A 14624-nucleotide genomic window follows, 5' to 3' on the forward strand; every position below is an offset into this window, starting at 1 on the left:
TGAGAAGGGTGTTGAGGTCTGTCGTCACAAACGGATCATCAACACCCTTCGCTGCGTTCGCAGCCCCGGACCGACTTAGGAATTACTCGTCTAGGGGGCGGGCAACCGGCCCGCCTCGGGGTCGGGGCGGTCGACCGGGCCGGGCTCCCCGGCCATGGTATGAGGAATGCGTTATTGGACCGATCAACATCGATATGATTAGCATTCATCATCATCATCTATCGATGGGAGGTCGGATGATCCGACGACGACAACTCGCGCGTACCGCCGCAGCTCTGCTCGCGGCGGTGCTGGGCGCCACCGGTCTGGTGGCGGTCGAGACCACGGCGGCCTCCGCCGCCGTGCGCACCGTCTACTACGACGCCAGCCGGGCCGGCGAGTTCCGCACCAACTTCGACCAGGCCGCCAGCATCTGGAACAGCTCCGTCAGCTCCGTCCGGCTCGCCCCCCGCACGCCGGGCAACATCACCATCTACGTCGACACCGGCTGGCCCCGCGCCCAGACGACGAGCCTGGGCAACGGTCGGGTGTGGATGGGCTGGCAGGCCGTCGACATGGGGTACGACCGTACTCGGATCGCCACCCACGAGATCGGCCACATCCTCGGCCTGCCCGACCGGCGCACCGGGCTCTGCTCCGACCTGATGTCGGGCAGCAGCGCCCCGGTCTCCTGCAAGAACGCGTATCCGAGCGCGGCCGAGGCGTACCGGGTCAACCAGCTCTTCGGCGGCACCCTGGCCGCGCCGGCCACGGCCAGCTACAGCTGGTCCGACGAGGGCGACGTCACCCCGATGGTGGTCGGTGGCCGCCCGGCCACCGAGAACTACCCGTGGATGGTGTACACCTCGGGCTGCACCGGCACCCTGATCAAGGCGAACTGGGCGGTCACCGCGAGGCACTGCCCGACGCCCACCTCGGTGCGGGTGGGCAGCATCAACCGCACCAGCGGTGGCACGGTGGTCCGGGTGACCCGCGGGGTCAACCACCCGACCATCGACGTGAAGCTGCTCCAACTGGCCAGCTCGGTCGGCTACGCCCCCGCCCCGATCCCGACCACCTCCGGCGCCGTCGGCACGGCGACCCGGATCATCGGCTGGGGGCAGACCTGCCCGCAGCGGGGTTGCGGCTCCGCGCCGACCATCGCGCACGAGCTCGACACCTCGATCGTCTCGGACAGCCGGTGCCTCGGCATCAACGGTCCGTACGAGATCTGCACCAACAACACCAACGGCAACTCCGGCGCCTGCTACGGCGACTCGGGTGGCCCGCAGGTGCGCAAGATCAACGGGGTGTGGAACCTGATCGGCGCGACCAGCCGGGCCGGCAACAACAACTCCACCTGCGCCACCGGCCCGTCCATCTACGGAGACCTGCCGTCGATCCGTACCTGGATCAACACCCAGGTCGGCGGCCTGCCCGTCGCCTGAGCACCAGCCGGGACCGGCCTCGGCCGGGATCAGGCGAACACACGCACCACCGGGGCGTCCGTACCAGCCGCAACGTGGCACGGGCGCCCCGCCCGCGTGCCGGGCCGCCGAAATCCGCTGGGCGTCGGGCCGGTGGCCGTGGTGGGCTCGGGACCGTGGAGCGGATCAGGACGGCGACGGCTGACGAACTCAGCGAACTGCAAGCGATCGAGGTGGCCTCCGGCGCGCCGTTCCGCGAGATCGGCATGGTCGACATAGCCGACGCGCCGCCGCTCGACCTCGACACGCTCGGCGCATGCCAGCGCGAGGGCCGGGCCTGGGTGGCGGTGGACGCCGACGACCGGCCGATCGCCTTCGCCGTGGTACGCCTCGTCGACGGCTGCGCCCACGTGCAGCAGCTCAGCGTCCATCCCGGCCACGCCCGGCGGGGTGTGGGCCGGCGGTTGCTCGACCACGTCGCCGGCTGGGCCGCAGGGAGGGGGCGGCCGGCGCTGACGCTGACCACCTTCCGCAGCGTGCCGTGGAACGCGCCCTACTACGCCCGGTGCGGCTTCGTGGCGTTGCCGCCGACCCGGACCGGGCCGGGCCTGGCGGAGGTGCTGGCGGCCGAGGCGGCGCTGGGCCTGGACATGAGCGACCGGGTCGCCATGCGGCGGCCGGTCTGACGGCTCACCCGCCGTAGAGCGGGCCAGGGTCAGGACGACGGTGGCAGCCGACCGCGCTCGCCCACTCCCGCGCCGCCGCGAGCAGGGCCGCGCCGACGCCCCGGCCGCGGTGCCCCGGCAGCACCACCGTGTGTACGGCGGCGGACGCTTCCGGTCGCAGGATCTGGTGCGCGGGCGGATCGGCCTGGCGCAGCACCTCGACCATGCCCACGACCTGCCCGTCGGCGGCTTCGGCCACGAGGATCGCGTCCCGGTCGGCGGCCAGGGTGTCCCGGAAGTGGCCGGCGACGACCGCCGGATCAGGTACCCGGTACGCCGTCGGGTCGAGGGCGAGGTGCGCCTCGGCGTTGGCGATCCGGGGGGCGACCAGGGCCGGGAGGTCGGCGGGGCCGGCGGGGCCGGCCGGCCGTACGGTCACCGGTTCGATCGGGCGCTGCCATGGACGAAGGCGCGCCACGCCGCCGGGGTGAAGGTGAGCGTGCCGCCGTCGCGGTCCTTGGAGTCGCGCACCAGCACGACGCCGGGAAGGTTGTCGGCGACCTCGACGCAGTTGCCGCCGTTGGAGCTGCTGCGGGTGCTGGTGCGCCACCGGGCGCCGGTCATCTCAGCCATTCTCGCGCCTTCAGGAGCTGGATCGACTGGTCGCGCGGCAGCGCCACCGACCTGACAGTGTCCCAGACCCGCCACAGGGGAGCAACGTCGTTGGTGAGCCGACCGGCCGCCTGGTCGTCGATATAGCCGATGTCCTCGGTGTCGTCGAGGCTGGCGATGACGAAGGCCCCGGCCTGCCCGGGGTGGAAGCCGGCGCGCAGCGGCACCACGTGCAGCAGCAGGCAGGAGCGCCGGGCCATCACCTCCAGGTGGTCGAGCTGCGGGTGCATGATCTCCGGCTCGCCCCGGCGCAGCGCCGCCTCGTCGATGACGAAGACGGTCAGCGGCGGGCGCGGCCGGTCGAAGACCGCCGCCTGCCGGGCCAGCCGCGCGGCGACGTACCCCTCGATCTCGTCGTCGGCGAGCGGGCCGCTGCTGAGCACCGCGTGCGCGTACTCCGGGGTCTGGAGCAGGCCGGGGATCACCGACGGTTCGAACGACCGCAGCGAGGTGGCGTCCTGCTCGACGTCGGTCCAGGGTCGGAACCAGGCCGGCTCCCGGCGGCGGACCACCTCCGGCCACAGCTCGCCGATCTCCCGGCCCAGCGCCCTCGCCACCGCCGCACGGTGCCGGGGATGCGGCAGCCGCCCCGGTGACACCCACCGGGCGGCGGTCTTCGGATCCACCCCGGCCTGCTCGGCCAGGGACTCGGCGGTCTCGCCCGCCTCGGCCATCGCCACCCGCAACACGTCGTTCACGCCAGCCTCCACGAAGGACGTCCGGAACGTCTGTGCACGCTACCGATACGCAGTGTGGCCGTCCCGCGACGCGCGGAAGGCTTTCGGTATCGGAACCGCCGCCGTGGCCCGAACCGTCGGCGGAACCGTCGGGCCGCCCCGCCGACGACGCCGGGGCGGCCCGGTCCACCCACGACGTGAGGAGCATCCCCGTGCGCTTCCGGTTCTGGCGCAGCCGCCACGAGTCCACCCCGTCCACCCCGGCCGTCGCACTGCCGAGGCCCCGCCCCTCGTGGGAGAACGCGCCCACCCGGCTCTTCCCGACCATGGGGCCGGGGCGTACCGGCAACCTGACCCCCGCCCAGCGCTGGCGGGCCGGCGGGTGGCGACGCCCGGAGCAGCGGTGAGCCGTCCGCCCCGGCCGCACGAGCCGATGCGTCCGCTGTGGCGGTGCCGGGCCTGCGGTGCGCAGTGGCCCTGCCAGCCGGCCCGGCTGTCGCTGCTGGTGCAGTACCGCCACGACCGGGCGGGGCTGCTGGTGTACCTGGCGACGGTGATGAGCGAGGCGGCGGCGCAGCTCGGCCAACTCGGCGGGCCGGTCCGCCCGGCGGAGCTGACCGAACGCTTCCTCACCTGGGCGAGAGCGCGGGACTGACCGGGCGTCAGGTGCTTCGCCCGGTCGCGATTTGCGGCGTGTCGCGGCATCCCGGCGCGGGGACACCGCGACACGCTGCAAACGGCGGACCGTCGCCCCCAGGGGACAGGGGGCGACGGCCGAGGTTCCCGCCCGGGCGCGGTGCCCCGGGCGGGAAGGGTGGATCAGGACAGGGCGCAGGAGGAGCCGTTGACGGTGATCAGGTTCGGCGCCGGGTTGGCGAGCGTGCCGGGCTTGGCCAGCAGGCCGAACGTCACGCTTTCACCCGGCGCGATCGTCGCGTTCCAGGACAGGTTCTTCGCGGTGACCGTGGCCCCGGTCTGGCTCACCTGGGCCGACCAGCCCTGGGTGACCTGCTGGTCGCCGGTGTAGGCGTACCGCAGCGTCCAGCCGTTCACCGGCGTCGTGCCGGTGTTGCGGATGGTGACCTGGGTGTTGGAGCCGTCCGGCCAGACGCCGTGGACCTGGTACGCGACGGCGCAGGTCTGCGCCGGCACCGCCTTCGCGTCACCCTGGTCGGCCAGGAACGAGGCGAACCAGGCCAGCGCCGAGTTCCAGTTGATCGCCACCTCGTTGGTCGCGTACGAGTTGATGTCGTCGACGTAGCAGAACATCGGCTCGCAGCCGGCGAGCAGGTTCGCCGCGAACGGGTCCTGCAGGTCGGCGTTCGGGCCGCCGGCCAGCGAACCGGCCGGCGGGTTCGGCATCGACGGGTCGAGCTGGTGGCCGAAGATCCGGCTGTGCTGGTTGCGGGCGTGCTGCTCGCCCCAGCCCGTCACGTACGACATGTTCAGCGCGTTGCGGCCGAACAGGTAGTCCGCCGCCTGCACCGCCCCGTCGCGGTACTTCGCGTCCCGGCTGAGGTCGAACGCGGTGGCCAGCACGACAGCGTTGTTGATCACGTTGCTGGTGCCGCCCCAGAAGTAGCCGTTGGCGGGCATCGGCAGCCCGTACGCCTGGGCCCGCAGGGTCGCCAGGTGGTTGTCGGCCGCGTCGGTGACCGAGGCGCGGATGCGGGTCTTCTCGGCGGCCGGCAGCCCGTTGGGCACGGTGGCCAGGTCGAGCCGGCCCAGCGCCGCCACGCTCTGCCAGCCGAAGCCGGCGGCGGCGAAGACGTCGCCGGTGTGGTGCTTCGACGCGGTCACGTCGGCCAGGTACGCCTTCGTGCCGTAGGTCAGGTACAGCTCGACCGCCGCCCAGTAGAACTCGTCGGTGACGTCGGTGTCGTCGTAGGGGCCGCCGCCGACGCCGCTGCTCGGGGCGTACCGCTCGGGGTGGGCCTTCGCCGCCGCGTAGGCGGTCTTCGCGGCGGTGCCGCAGCGGGCCGCGAAGGCCGCGTCGTAGGGGGCGAACAGCCGGGCGCACTGGGCGGCGACGGCGGCCAGGTTGAGGGTGGCCGCGGTCGACGGCGGGTGCAGCTCGCGCGGCTGAGGGTCGTCCTCGGGCGCGAGCGGCAGCCCGGTCCACGCCTTGTCGTGGATCTTGTGGTGGGCCATCCCGGCGAGCGGCTCGCCGGCCGGCACCTGCATGCGCAGCAGGAACTCGATCTCCCAGCGGGCCTCGTCGAGCACGTCGGGGACCTCGTTGCCCCGCTCGGGCAGCCGAAGGGTGGAGTCGCCCAGTGCCGCGCCGCCGGCGGCGGTCTCCGCGGTCTTCGTCCGCTCGAACGTGCTCAGCAGCTGGTACGCGGCGATACCGCCGTTGACCACGTACTTGCCGTGGTCGCCGGCGTCGTACCAGCCGCCGCGCACGTCGAGGGAGTAGTCGCAGGTGCCGGGGACGCAGGGCACCTCGATGTCGCCCTGGTTGGGGGCGACGCCGAGGTGCCCGGCCGGGCGGGCGTACTCCTCGCCGATCAGGTCGCCGTCGATGGCGATGCCGCTGCGCTGGGCGTAGAAGAACTGCATCGAGTCGGCGCGCAGCCGGTCGTAGAGGTCACCGGAGATGTCGAACGGGTGGCTGGTCTCGCCGTCGGCGACCAGCGTGTAGCCGGCGCCGGGGGTCTGCACCGAGGAGAAGTCGATGGTCTGCACGTTCTGTCCGGACGCCTCGTCCACCCCGCGCGGGGTGCTCTCGCCGTCGGCCACCACCGTGCCGGCTGCGGAGCGCAGCTCCCAGCGCAGCGGGTCGGTCGCCTCGGTGACCACGGTGGCGTTCTTCGGCCCGCCGGGCAGGTAGCCGACCTGGTTGACGCGGACCCGTGGCCCGGTGTCCGGCACGTACGGCGGGGCGGCCTCGCCGCCGCGCAGCGAGACGTTGTCCAGGCAGAGCCGCTGCTCGGCGGCGGCCCCGCCGACCTGGAAGACGAGCTGGGCGTTGGGGTTGTCGTCGGGTACGACGACGGTCTGCTCGACCCGCTTCGTCTCCGTGCCGGCGACGGCGTCCACCGCCGCGTACGTGGTGTAGGGGGCGCTGCCGAGCTGGAGGATGGCCTTGACCGACATGCCGGGGGTGGCGGAGATGTCGAAGCCGAGGACGTACTCCGCGCCGGCGTTGAGCTTGACCCCGTCGTGGCCGATGCCGGCGTCCCACGGGTTGGCCAGCCCGCCGGCCACCGTGGTGCACAGCCGGCCGTCGGACACGTCGGGGGTGCCCGTGCCGTAGGTGAACCACGGGGCGAGACCCTCGCTGAAGTCGCCGTTGCTGATCTGTTCGGGCGCGTCCGGTGGCACCTCGGCGTACGCCACGCCGGCACCTGCGGCGGAGAGCGCGAGGGTGGTCGCTGCCAGCAGCGCGAGGCGCCGGCGGCGTCGGATCAGGATCACGGGGATTCCTTTCCGGGGACGGGGGAGGTGGGCGCGCTCTTGGGAGCGCTCCCAGTATCAGCCAGATGTTTCCAGCGCGTCTCGCCCGTGTCAATCGATTCGACTGGATGAGTTGGGGTCGTGCGGTGCCGGTGGGGCGTCGGAACGCGAACGACAGTGAGATTCACCGCGCCACGCCCCGTCCTACTGATCTCCTAGAGACAACACCGGCCTCCGCCTGGCAGGCTGCCTCCCATGACCCTGAAGCTTCGTTCCGTCGGGACGAGCGACCGTGGGCTGATCCGCAGCGGAAACCAGGACGCCCTGCACGCCGGTGCCTGGCTCGTCGCCGTCGCCGACGGCATGGGCGGGATGGCGGCCGGCGACCTGGCCAGCCGGATCGCCATGGACGCGATCGCCCCCCTGGACGTGGAGACCCCCGAGGACGCCCTGGTGGCCGCGTTGCAGAGTGGCATCGAGCTGGCCACCGAGCGGATCCGGCAGGCGGTCGTCGAGGATCCGGACCGGCAGGGCATGGGCACCACACTGACCGCCCTGCTCTTCGCCCGGACCGGCAGTTGCCTGGCCCTGGCGCACGTCGGGGACTCCCGGGCCTACCTGTTCCGGGAGGGGACGCTGAAGCAGATCACCCGGGACGACACCTTCGTGCAGATGCTCGTCGACCAAGGGCTGATCAGCCCCGACGAGGCGGCCAGCCACCCCCGTCGGGCCGTGGTCACCCAGGCGTTGCAGGGCGAGGAGGTCTCCCCGTCGTACGCGACGATGGTGCCCTGGGCCGGCGACCGTTGGCTGCTGTGCAGCGACGGGCTCTCCAACGTCGTCCGCCCGGACACCCTGGCCGAGGTGCTCGCCGAGACCCCCGACCGGGAACTCTGCGCCCGTCGCCTGATCGACCTGGCGCTGCGGGCCGGCGGCCCGGACAACGTCACCGTGCTGATCGCCGACATCATCGAGGAGTGAGCCGGCTCAGCGCCGCCGGGGAGCGGCGTGCCGGGTCGGCGCGGCGGTCGTCGGGTCCTCCGGCCACGGATGACGCGGGTAGCGGCCCCGCAACTCGGCCCGCACCTGCCGGTACCCGCCGGACCAGAAGGAGGCCAGGTCGGCGGTGACCGCCACCGGGCGACCGGCGGGAGAGAGCAGGTGCAGCAGCACCGGCACCCGACCGTCGGCGATCCTCGGCGCGTCCCGCCAGCCGAAGGTCTCCTGGAGCTTCACCGCCAGCACCGGCGCGGCCGGGTCGGCGTAGTCCACCCGGATCCGCGAGCCGCTGGGCACCTCGACGCGCTCCGGGGCCAGCTCGTCCAGCCGGGCGGCCTCCCGCCAGGGCAGCAGCCGGCGCAGCGCCGCCGTCACGTCGATCCGGGCCAGGTCGGCCCGGCGGCGGGCGGCGACCAGCTCCGGGCCGAGCCAGTCGTCGGCGGCGGCGAGCAGCGCGTCGTCGCCGACGTCGGGCCACTGCCCGCCGAGCGCGCGGTGGCAGAACGCCAGCCGCTGCCGCAGCGCCCGCGCCGACGGCGTCCAGTCCAGCAGCGCCAGCCCCTCCCGGCGCAGCCCGTCGCGCAGCGCGGCAGCCAGCAGCTCCGGGCCCGGCCGGGTCAGCGAACGGCTGACCAGCTCGATCGCGCCGAGCCGGACCACCTCCCGGGCCACCACGTCGCCGTCGCCCCAGCGGACCTCCCGCTCCTCGCACAGCAACGGACCGCCCGCCTCCCGCGCGGTCGGCTCGTCGACGGCCGCCGCGAGCCGGATCCGCGCGGCCGGCGCGCCGGGGGAACGGTCGGCCACCGCCACGGCGAGCCAGTCGACGCCCGCCAGCGCCGTCCCCGCCGCCAGCTCCGCCTCGGTCCCACCGGCCATCAGGTACGCCGTCCCGCCGGCCCGGCGCACCCGGGCGACCCGCTCCGGGTACGCCAGACCGACCAGCAGTCCCGCGGCCAGATCGTCCGGCAGCCTCCCTCCCGCCCCTGCCCCGCTGCTGCCCGCCGCCCCGCCGGAGCCGGTCCCGGCTCCGGCCGTTCCGGCGTCGTCGCGAGGGCGCTTCGCGCCGCTCGTGGGGGTGCGCTCCGGAGATCTTGGCGAGTTGCGGTTCGCCACGAACGGCAACTCGCCAAGATCTGTGAGCGCTTGAGCCGAAGCCTGCTCTTCGGGCTCGGTGACGGGGGGCGGGGTGGGCAGGGCGGCGCGCAACCGACGCACCTCCGAGCGCCAGCGGGTACTCGCGCCCGGGTCGACCCCGGTGCGCAGCCGCCGCCAGGCGGCGGTCAGGTCGTCGCCCCGGCCGGTCAGTCCCTCCTCGGCCAGCAGCGCGACCAGTTCGGCGGCCCGGTCCGCGCCGACCCGCCGCGCGCCGTCGAGCAGGGCGCGGGCCAGCCGGGGATGCGCGCCGACGGCGGCGATCGTCCGGCCACGCGGCGTGATCCGGCCGTCCGCGTCGACCGCGCCGAGGGTGGTCAGGGTCTCCCGGGCCACCGCCAGCGCCGCCGGTGGCGGCGGGTCGGGCAGGGCCAGTCCGGCGCCGTCCGGGCTGCCCCAGGCGGCCAGCTCCAGGGCGAAGCCGGTCAGGTCGGCGGTGGCGATCTCCGGCTCCGGCTGCGCGGCCAACCGCTCGTGCGTGCCGGCGGACCAGCACCGGTAGACCGCGCCCGGGGCCTCCCGACCGGCCCGACCGGCCCGCTGGGTGGCCGCCGCCCGGGAGACCGGGACCGTGACCAGGGCGCCGAGCCCGCGGGACAGGTCGGTACGGGCCACCCGGCTCAGCCCGGCGTCCACCACCACCCGGACGCCGGGCACGGTCAGGCTGCTCTCCGCCACCGCCGTGGCCAGGACCACCCGGCGGTGCTCCGCCGGCCGCAGCGCGGCGTCCTGCTCTGCGCCGGGCAGCCGCCCGTGCAGCGGCAGCACGGCCACCCGGTCGGCCAGCCCCGCCAGCCGCCGGGTCACCGCGGTGATCTCACCCGCCCCCGGCAGGAAGACCAGCAGGTCCCCGTCCCGTTCGTCCAGTGCCCGGCGGACGGTGGCCGCGACGTGGTCGAGCAGGACCGGGTCGACCCGGCCGGCGCCGGGCGGCGCGACCGGCCGGGGCGGCGGCGCCCAGATCCGGGTCACCGGGTGCAGTGCCGCCTCGGCCCGCACCACCGGGGCCGGCCGGTCCCCGCCGAGCAGCGCGGCGAACCGGTCCGCCTCCGGGGTCGCCGACATCGCCAGCAGCCACAGGTCGGGGCGGAGCGTGGTGCGGGCCTCCACCGCGAAGGCCAGTGCCAGGTCGGCGTCGAGCTGCCGCTCGTGGACCTCGTCGAGCAGCACCGCGCCCACCCCGGGCAGCTCCGGGTCGTGGTGCAGGCGGCGGACCAGCAGTCCGGTGGTGACCACCTCGACCCGGGTGTCCGGGCCGACCCGCCGGTCGCCGCGTACGGCGTACCCGACCCGCCCGCCGACCCGTTCGCCGAGCAGGTGCGCCATCCGGCGGGCCGCCGCGCGGGCGGCCACCCTGCGGGGCTGGGCGATCACCACCCGCCCGTCGACCCGGTCGGCCACCGCGAGCGGGGCCAGCGTGGTCTTGCCGGTGCCCGGGGGCGCCACCAGGACGGCGCAGCCGTCGGCGGTCAGGGCCGAGACCAGCGCGGGGAGTACCGGGCTGACCGGCAGTTCGAGGGAGACGTCGGAGAGCACGGTGCCCACTGTGGCACCCCGGCGGTCAGCCGGGGCGTACCACGTCGATCCCGGTGACGAATGCGGCCCACGCCGGGGCGGGGAAGACCAGCACCGGCCCCGGCCGGTCCTTGCTGTCGCGTACGGCGACCCGACCGTCGACGGTGGCGACCTCGACGCAGTTGCCGTTGCCGACGCTGCGGGTGCTCGTGCGCCACTGCGCACCGGACAGGTCGAGCATGGTCATCCCCGTACCTCACGTTCTCCGGCGAGCGCGCCGCGAAGCGGTCACGCAAAGTGACGAGAAGCCTCCTCCAGGCGGGCCACGGAGTCCGCCGGAGGCAGCGCCAGACGGCACAGCTCCTCGTGCACCAGGCTATACCCGCAGACGTGCGCGGCCTCCTCCAGAGCCAGCCCCAGCGTGAGATTGTCCAGGTAGACCACGGATGCGTCGGCGGCGTCGGCGAAGTTGAGGATGACGTACGGCGCGCTCATCGCCGGGTGTCCACCCGCCGAGAAGGGAAGTACGTGGATAGTCACGTTGGGTGACTGGGCGACCCGAGCCATGTGCGCCAACTGCTCCGCCATCACCGCCGGGCCGCCCACCGGCCGCAGCAGCACCGCCTCGTTCAGCACCACCGACAACTCGACCGGGTTCTCGCGGCGCAGCACCTCCTGCCGGCGCAGCCGGGCGGCCACCTTGCGTTCCAGGCCCTCCTCCCCGGCGGTACGCCGGTAGACCTCGCGGGCGTACGCCTCGGTCTGCAGCAGTCCGGGCACCGCCTCCGCCTCGTACGTCCGCAGCCGCGCGGCCTCGGCCTCCAGCCCGACGTAGAACTCGAACCACTCCGGCAGCACGTCGCTGTAGGTCTGCCACCAGCCGCGCTGCTGCGCGCCCCGGGCGATCTCGATCAGCGCCTCCGCGTCCGCGCCGGTGACCTCGTAGAGGGCGAGCGCGGCCCGCACGTCGCGGGGCTTGATGCCGATCTGGGCGTTCTCGATGCGGGAGAGGTTGCTCTTGGACATGTCGAGCTGGCGGGCCGCCACGTCGAGGGTCATGCCGGCGCGCTCGCGCAGCTGGCGCAGTTCCCGGGCGATACGACGACGGCGGACAGTGGGGCTGGCGGTCACCCTCCGAGTCTGGCACGGCAAAATCCGCAGGTCGCCCGGACACGGAGTGCAACCGTCGAATCCGGGAGTTGCAAAGGTGCAAGGGTGCGGGCATCCTGTCACCCGGCGTCGATCACTTGTGGACTTACCGCGTTGGAGGCTCGTTGCTCATCGCCGACGAGTTCTTCCTCATCGCCCACAACGACAGTCGGGGCAAGGCCAGACTGCACCCCGCCGCGACCGGGCTGGGGCTCGCCGGCGCACTCCTCGGCGAGCTCGTCCTCTTCGGACATGTGACCGTGGCCAACGGCCTGGTCACCGTCATCGACCGGCGTCCACCGGCCGACGCGCTCTCGCACACCGTGCTCGACCAGTTGATCGGGGAGCCCCAGCACCAGGAGATCCGCACCTGGCTGGCCTTCCTGGCCCGGTCGTCGACGACCAGCGTGGGGGAGCGGCTGACCCGGGCGGGCGTGCTGCGCCGCCAGGAGAGCCGGCGGTTGCTGCGCACCACCGTCAGCTTCGTCCCGGTCGACCTCAACGCGGTCGCCTGGCCGGCCACCCGGTTGCGTGCCCTGCTGGAACGGCCGGATCCCCCCGCCGTCCCGGACGCCGTCCTGCTCGGGCTGGTCACCGCCGCAGGGCTCTCCCGCGAGGTGCTGTGGAGCGCCGGTCCCCGCGCCCAGCACCGGCTCGGCGTGCTCGTCCCCGCGCTGCCACCCCCGCTGCGGGAGCTGGTGGCGCACACCGAGGCGGCCGTCGGCGCGGCCGTGCTGCGCGGCATCCCCTGATCCCCGCCACCCCCGACCCCTCCCCTCATCGAACCCGGAGCAGTCCCCATGCCCCCGACAAGCAGGCTGGAACGACCCAGCAACGTGTCCGACGCCCTGGCCAGCGGCCGGCTCGGCGTCCCCTCGGTCATCTTCTTCGTCCTCTCCGCCGCCGCGCCGCTCACCGTGGTCGCCGGTGTGGTCACCACCGGGTACGCGGTCACCGGCGTCACCGGCATGCCGCTGGCCTTCCTCGCGGTCGCCGCCGTCCTGGCGCTCTTCTCCGTCGGCTACGTGGCGATGGCCCGCCGGGTCGAGAACGCGGGCGCCTTCTACGCGTACGTCTCCCGGGGGATCGGCCGTCCGGCCGGAGTCGGTGCGGCCTGGGTCGCCCTCATCGCCTACAACGCCCTGCAGGTGGGCCTCTACGGCGCGATCGGCGCCGCGGCGGCCCCGGTCTTCGGCACGCTGTTCGGCGTCGAGCCGCACTGGGCCCTGGTGGCCCTGGTGGCCTGGGCGCTGGTCGCCCTGCTCGGCCTGCTCCGCGTCGACGTCAACGGCCTGGTGCTGGCGGTGCTGCTGATCGCCGAGATCGTGGTGATCGTCGTCTTCGACCTGGGTCAGCTCACCAACCCGGCCGGCGGTTCGGTCAGCCTCGACGCGCTGTCCCCGGCCAACCTGGTGGCGCCGGGGGCCGGGGCGCTGCTCGTGCTCGCCATGACCGGCTTCGTCGGCTTCGAGTCCGCGGTGGTGTTCAGCGAGGAGAGCAAGGACCCGAAGCGGACCGTGCCGTTGGCGACCTACCTCTCCGTCGTGATCATCGCCGGCCTCTACGCGCTGTCGTCCTGGACGATGACCGTGGCCACCGGCCCGGAGAACGTGTCGCAGCAGGCCGGCGAGCAGAGCGTCGCGCTCATCTTCAACCTGGCCGCCGCGCACTTCGGCGACACCGTCGTCACCATCGGCCAGGCGCTCTTCATGACCTCGGTGCTGGCCGCGATGATCTCGTTCCACAACACCACGGCCCGGTACGCGTTCGCGCTCGGCCGGGAACGGGTGCTGCCGGCCGCGTTCGGGCAGACCTCGCCGCGCACCGGCTCGCCCCGGGTCGCGTCGCTGGCGCAGAGCGTGCTCGGGCTGGTGGTGATCGTGCTCTACACGGTGAACGGCTGGGACCCGGTGCTCCAGCTCTTCTACTGGGCGGGCGCGGGCGGCGGCTTCGGGGTGCTGCTGCTGATCGCCACCACCAGCGTCGCCGTGATCGCCTTCTTCGCCCGTACCGCCACCCCGGAGAACCTGTGGCGGCGGGCGGTCGCGCCCGGCCTGGCGTCCGTCGCGCTGGTCGCGGTCATCTCGGTGGCGGTGGCCAACTTCGCCACCCTGCTCGGTGTGGCGCCGGACTCCCCGCTGCGCTGGGCCGTCCCGGCGGTCTACCCGGTCGCCGCGCTGCTCGGCGTGCTGTGGGGCGTCCTGCTGCGGCGCAACCGACCCGAGGTGTACGCCCGCATCGGTCTCGGCGCGCAGAGCGCGGCGGCGGCCGTGCTGCCGGGCCCGGGCCAGCCGGCCCCGGTTCGGGCGGGGGCGGGCCGGTGAGCGGCCCGACCGTCGAGCGGCTCGGCGCGGCGCAGACCCGGGTGGTCGCCGAGCGGATCGCCAACTCCTTCCTGGTGCTGGCGGCGACCCGGTGGCTGGTGCCGGACGCGGCGCGGCGCGAAGCGGTGCTCGCCGACCACTTCGAGATCATGGTGGATCACGCGATGCGGCACGGCCTGGTCCACGGCACCGCGGACCGCTCCGGGGTGGCCGTCTGGCTGCCGCAGGTGGGCCAGCCCGGGCCGGAACCGGTCGACTACGACCAGCGGCTGGCCGACGCCTGCGGCGAGTGGACCGACCGGTTCCGTCATCTCGACGACCTCTTCGCGGCCAGCCACCCGCACGACGACCACCATCACCTGGCGTTCCTCGCGGTGGCTCCGCAGCGGCAGGGGCAGGGTATCGGCACGGCGCTGCTGCGGCACCACCACGCGGTGCTCGACGCCGAGGGGGTGCCGGCGTACCTCGAGGCGAGCAGCGAGAGCAGCCGCGACCTGTACGCCCGGCACGGGTACCGGGGCAGTGAGCCGTTCCGGCTGCCGGACGGTACCCCGTTCTATCCGATGTGGCGGGATCCGGCGGGGCGCTGAGCAGGCGGTGACGGCCCTGGGCGACCTGCCCGGGGCCGTTGCGCGTACGGTCACCCTGCGCGAGCGGTCGGTC

General features: G+C 74.1%; 14 protein-coding genes and 2 pseudogenes. 8 read left to right on the forward strand and 8 right to left on the reverse strand.

Features of this window, described 5'->3' with window-relative positions; genetic code table 11:
- Positions 1-239: 239 nt before the first annotated feature.
- Together GA0070560_RS25255 and GA0070560_RS25260 are read left to right on the forward strand one after the other, a co-directional pair.
- The gene (locus GA0070560_RS25255; protein WP_091302282.1) at positions 240-1427 is read left to right on the forward strand and encodes a snapalysin family zinc-dependent metalloprotease; all 1188 of its coding nucleotides are present in this window, start codon (positions 240-242) and stop codon (positions 1425-1427) included.
- A gap of 155 nt (positions 1428-1582) precedes the next feature.
- A complete protein-coding gene (locus GA0070560_RS25260; RefSeq protein ID WP_245675705.1) occupies positions 1583-2092 on the forward strand; it encodes a GNAT family N-acetyltransferase in 510 nt (169 codons plus the stop codon).
- Positions 2093-2096: 4 nt separating this feature from the next.
- Here GA0070560_RS25260 and GA0070560_RS25265 read toward each other — a convergent pair whose 3' ends face one another.
- The 3 genes from GA0070560_RS25265 to GA0070560_RS25275 are packed head-to-tail and all read right to left on the reverse strand — an operon-like array spanning position 2097 to position 3441.
- Positions 2097-2510, reverse strand: coding sequence for a GNAT family N-acetyltransferase (locus tag GA0070560_RS25265; RefSeq protein WP_170839581.1), 414 nt, complete (start codon positions 2508-2510; stop codon positions 2097-2099).
- Positions 2507-2695, reverse strand: coding sequence for a DUF397 domain-containing protein (locus GA0070560_RS25270; protein ID WP_091302190.1), 189 nt, complete (start codon positions 2693-2695; stop codon positions 2507-2509). Before GA0070560_RS25270 ends, GA0070560_RS25265 begins: the two co-directional genes overlap by 4 nt.
- The gene (locus tag GA0070560_RS25275; RefSeq protein WP_091302191.1) at positions 2692-3441 is read right to left on the reverse strand and encodes a helix-turn-helix domain-containing protein; all 750 of its coding nucleotides are present in this window, start codon (positions 3439-3441) and stop codon (positions 2692-2694) included. Before GA0070560_RS25275 ends, GA0070560_RS25270 begins: the two co-directional genes overlap by 4 nt.
- Positions 3442-3632: 191 nt before the next feature.
- Here GA0070560_RS25275 and GA0070560_RS25280 point away from each other — a divergent pair, with 191 nt between their 5' ends.
- Complete coding sequence (locus tag GA0070560_RS25280) at positions 3633-3827, forward strand: hypothetical protein (protein WP_091302193.1); 195 nt, start codon at positions 3633-3635, stop codon at positions 3825-3827.
- Positions 3824-4075 carry a flavin reductase gene (locus GA0070560_RS25285; RefSeq protein WP_245675706.1) on the forward strand — a complete coding sequence of 84 codons (252 nt, stop codon included), beginning with the start codon at positions 3824-3826 and terminating at the stop codon, positions 4073-4075. The genes GA0070560_RS25280 and GA0070560_RS25285 overlap by 4 nt, the downstream gene beginning before the upstream one ends.
- Before the next feature lie 164 nt (positions 4076-4239).
- Here GA0070560_RS25285 and GA0070560_RS25290 read toward each other — a convergent pair whose 3' ends face one another.
- The gene (locus tag GA0070560_RS25290) at positions 4240-6834 is read right to left on the reverse strand and encodes a glycoside hydrolase family 9 protein (RefSeq protein WP_091302291.1); all 2595 of its coding nucleotides are present in this window, start codon (positions 6832-6834) and stop codon (positions 4240-4242) included.
- Positions 6835-7074: 240 nt separating this feature from the next.
- On the opposite strand from GA0070560_RS25290, the gene GA0070560_RS25295 reads away from it, so the two are divergent.
- The gene (locus GA0070560_RS25295) at positions 7075-7800 is read left to right on the forward strand and encodes a PP2C family protein-serine/threonine phosphatase (protein ID WP_091302194.1); all 726 of its coding nucleotides are present in this window, start codon (positions 7075-7077) and stop codon (positions 7798-7800) included.
- A gap of 6 nt (positions 7801-7806) precedes the next feature.
- Here the strand turns inward: GA0070560_RS25295 and GA0070560_RS30150 are convergent.
- The 4 genes and pseudogenes from GA0070560_RS30150 to GA0070560_RS25310 all read right to left on the reverse strand — a co-directional run.
- Positions 7807-8793 (reverse strand): annotated as a pseudogene (locus GA0070560_RS30150) (ATP-dependent helicase C-terminal domain-containing protein); the annotation flags it as partial.
- Between the two features lie 186 nt (positions 8794-8979).
- Positions 8980-10509 (reverse strand): annotated as a pseudogene (locus tag GA0070560_RS30155) (helicase-related protein); the annotation flags it as partial.
- Positions 10510-10534: 25 nt separating this feature from the next.
- Positions 10535-10735 carry a DUF397 domain-containing protein gene (locus GA0070560_RS25305; protein WP_091302196.1) on the reverse strand — a complete coding sequence of 67 codons (201 nt, stop codon included), beginning with the start codon at positions 10733-10735 and terminating at the stop codon, positions 10535-10537.
- Between the two features lie 41 nt (positions 10736-10776).
- Positions 10777-11619 carry a helix-turn-helix domain-containing protein gene (locus GA0070560_RS25310; RefSeq protein WP_091302198.1) on the reverse strand — a complete coding sequence of 281 codons (843 nt, stop codon included), beginning with the start codon at positions 11617-11619 and terminating at the stop codon, positions 10777-10779.
- 143 nt (positions 11620-11762) lie between these two features.
- On the opposite strand from GA0070560_RS25310, the gene GA0070560_RS25315 reads away from it, so the two are divergent.
- The 3 genes from GA0070560_RS25315 to GA0070560_RS25325 are packed head-to-tail and all read left to right on the forward strand — an operon-like array spanning position 11763 to position 14551.
- Positions 11763-12389, forward strand: a complete 627-nt coding sequence (locus tag GA0070560_RS25315) for a GOLPH3/VPS74 family protein (protein ID WP_091302200.1) — start codon at positions 11763-11765, stop codon at positions 12387-12389.
- 48 nt (positions 12390-12437) lie between these two features.
- Positions 12438-13961 carry an APC family permease gene (locus GA0070560_RS25320; RefSeq protein WP_091302202.1) on the forward strand — a complete coding sequence of 508 codons (1524 nt, stop codon included), beginning with the start codon at positions 12438-12440 and terminating at the stop codon, positions 13959-13961.
- The gene (locus GA0070560_RS25325; RefSeq protein ID WP_091302205.1) at positions 13958-14551 is read left to right on the forward strand and encodes a GNAT family N-acetyltransferase; all 594 of its coding nucleotides are present in this window, start codon (positions 13958-13960) and stop codon (positions 14549-14551) included. Before GA0070560_RS25320 ends, GA0070560_RS25325 begins: the two co-directional genes overlap by 4 nt.
- Positions 14552-14624 lie beyond the last annotated feature (73 nt).

This window comes from Micromonospora halophytica, assembly GCF_900090245.1.
In the GTDB taxonomy this organism is placed as follows: Bacteria; Actinomycetota; Actinomycetes; order Mycobacteriales; family Micromonosporaceae; genus Micromonospora; species Micromonospora halophytica.

Excerpts from the sequence above, each read along its gene's own strand:
- GA0070560_RS25305 (WP_091302196.1), bottom strand. The coding sequence starts at position 10,735 with ATGACCATGCTCGACCTGTCCGGTGCGCAGTGGCGCACGAGCACCCGC.
- GA0070560_RS25270 (WP_091302190.1), bottom strand. The coding sequence starts at position 2,695 with ATGACCGGCGCCCGGTGGCGCACCAGCACCCGCAGCAGCTCCAACGGC.
- GA0070560_RS25320 (WP_091302202.1), top strand. The coding sequence starts at position 12,438 with ATGCCCCCGACAAGCAGGCTGGAACGACCCAGCAACGTGTCCGACGCC.
- GA0070560_RS25295 (WP_091302194.1), top strand. The coding sequence starts at position 7,075 with ATGACCCTGAAGCTTCGTTCCGTCGGGACGAGCGACCGTGGGCTGATC.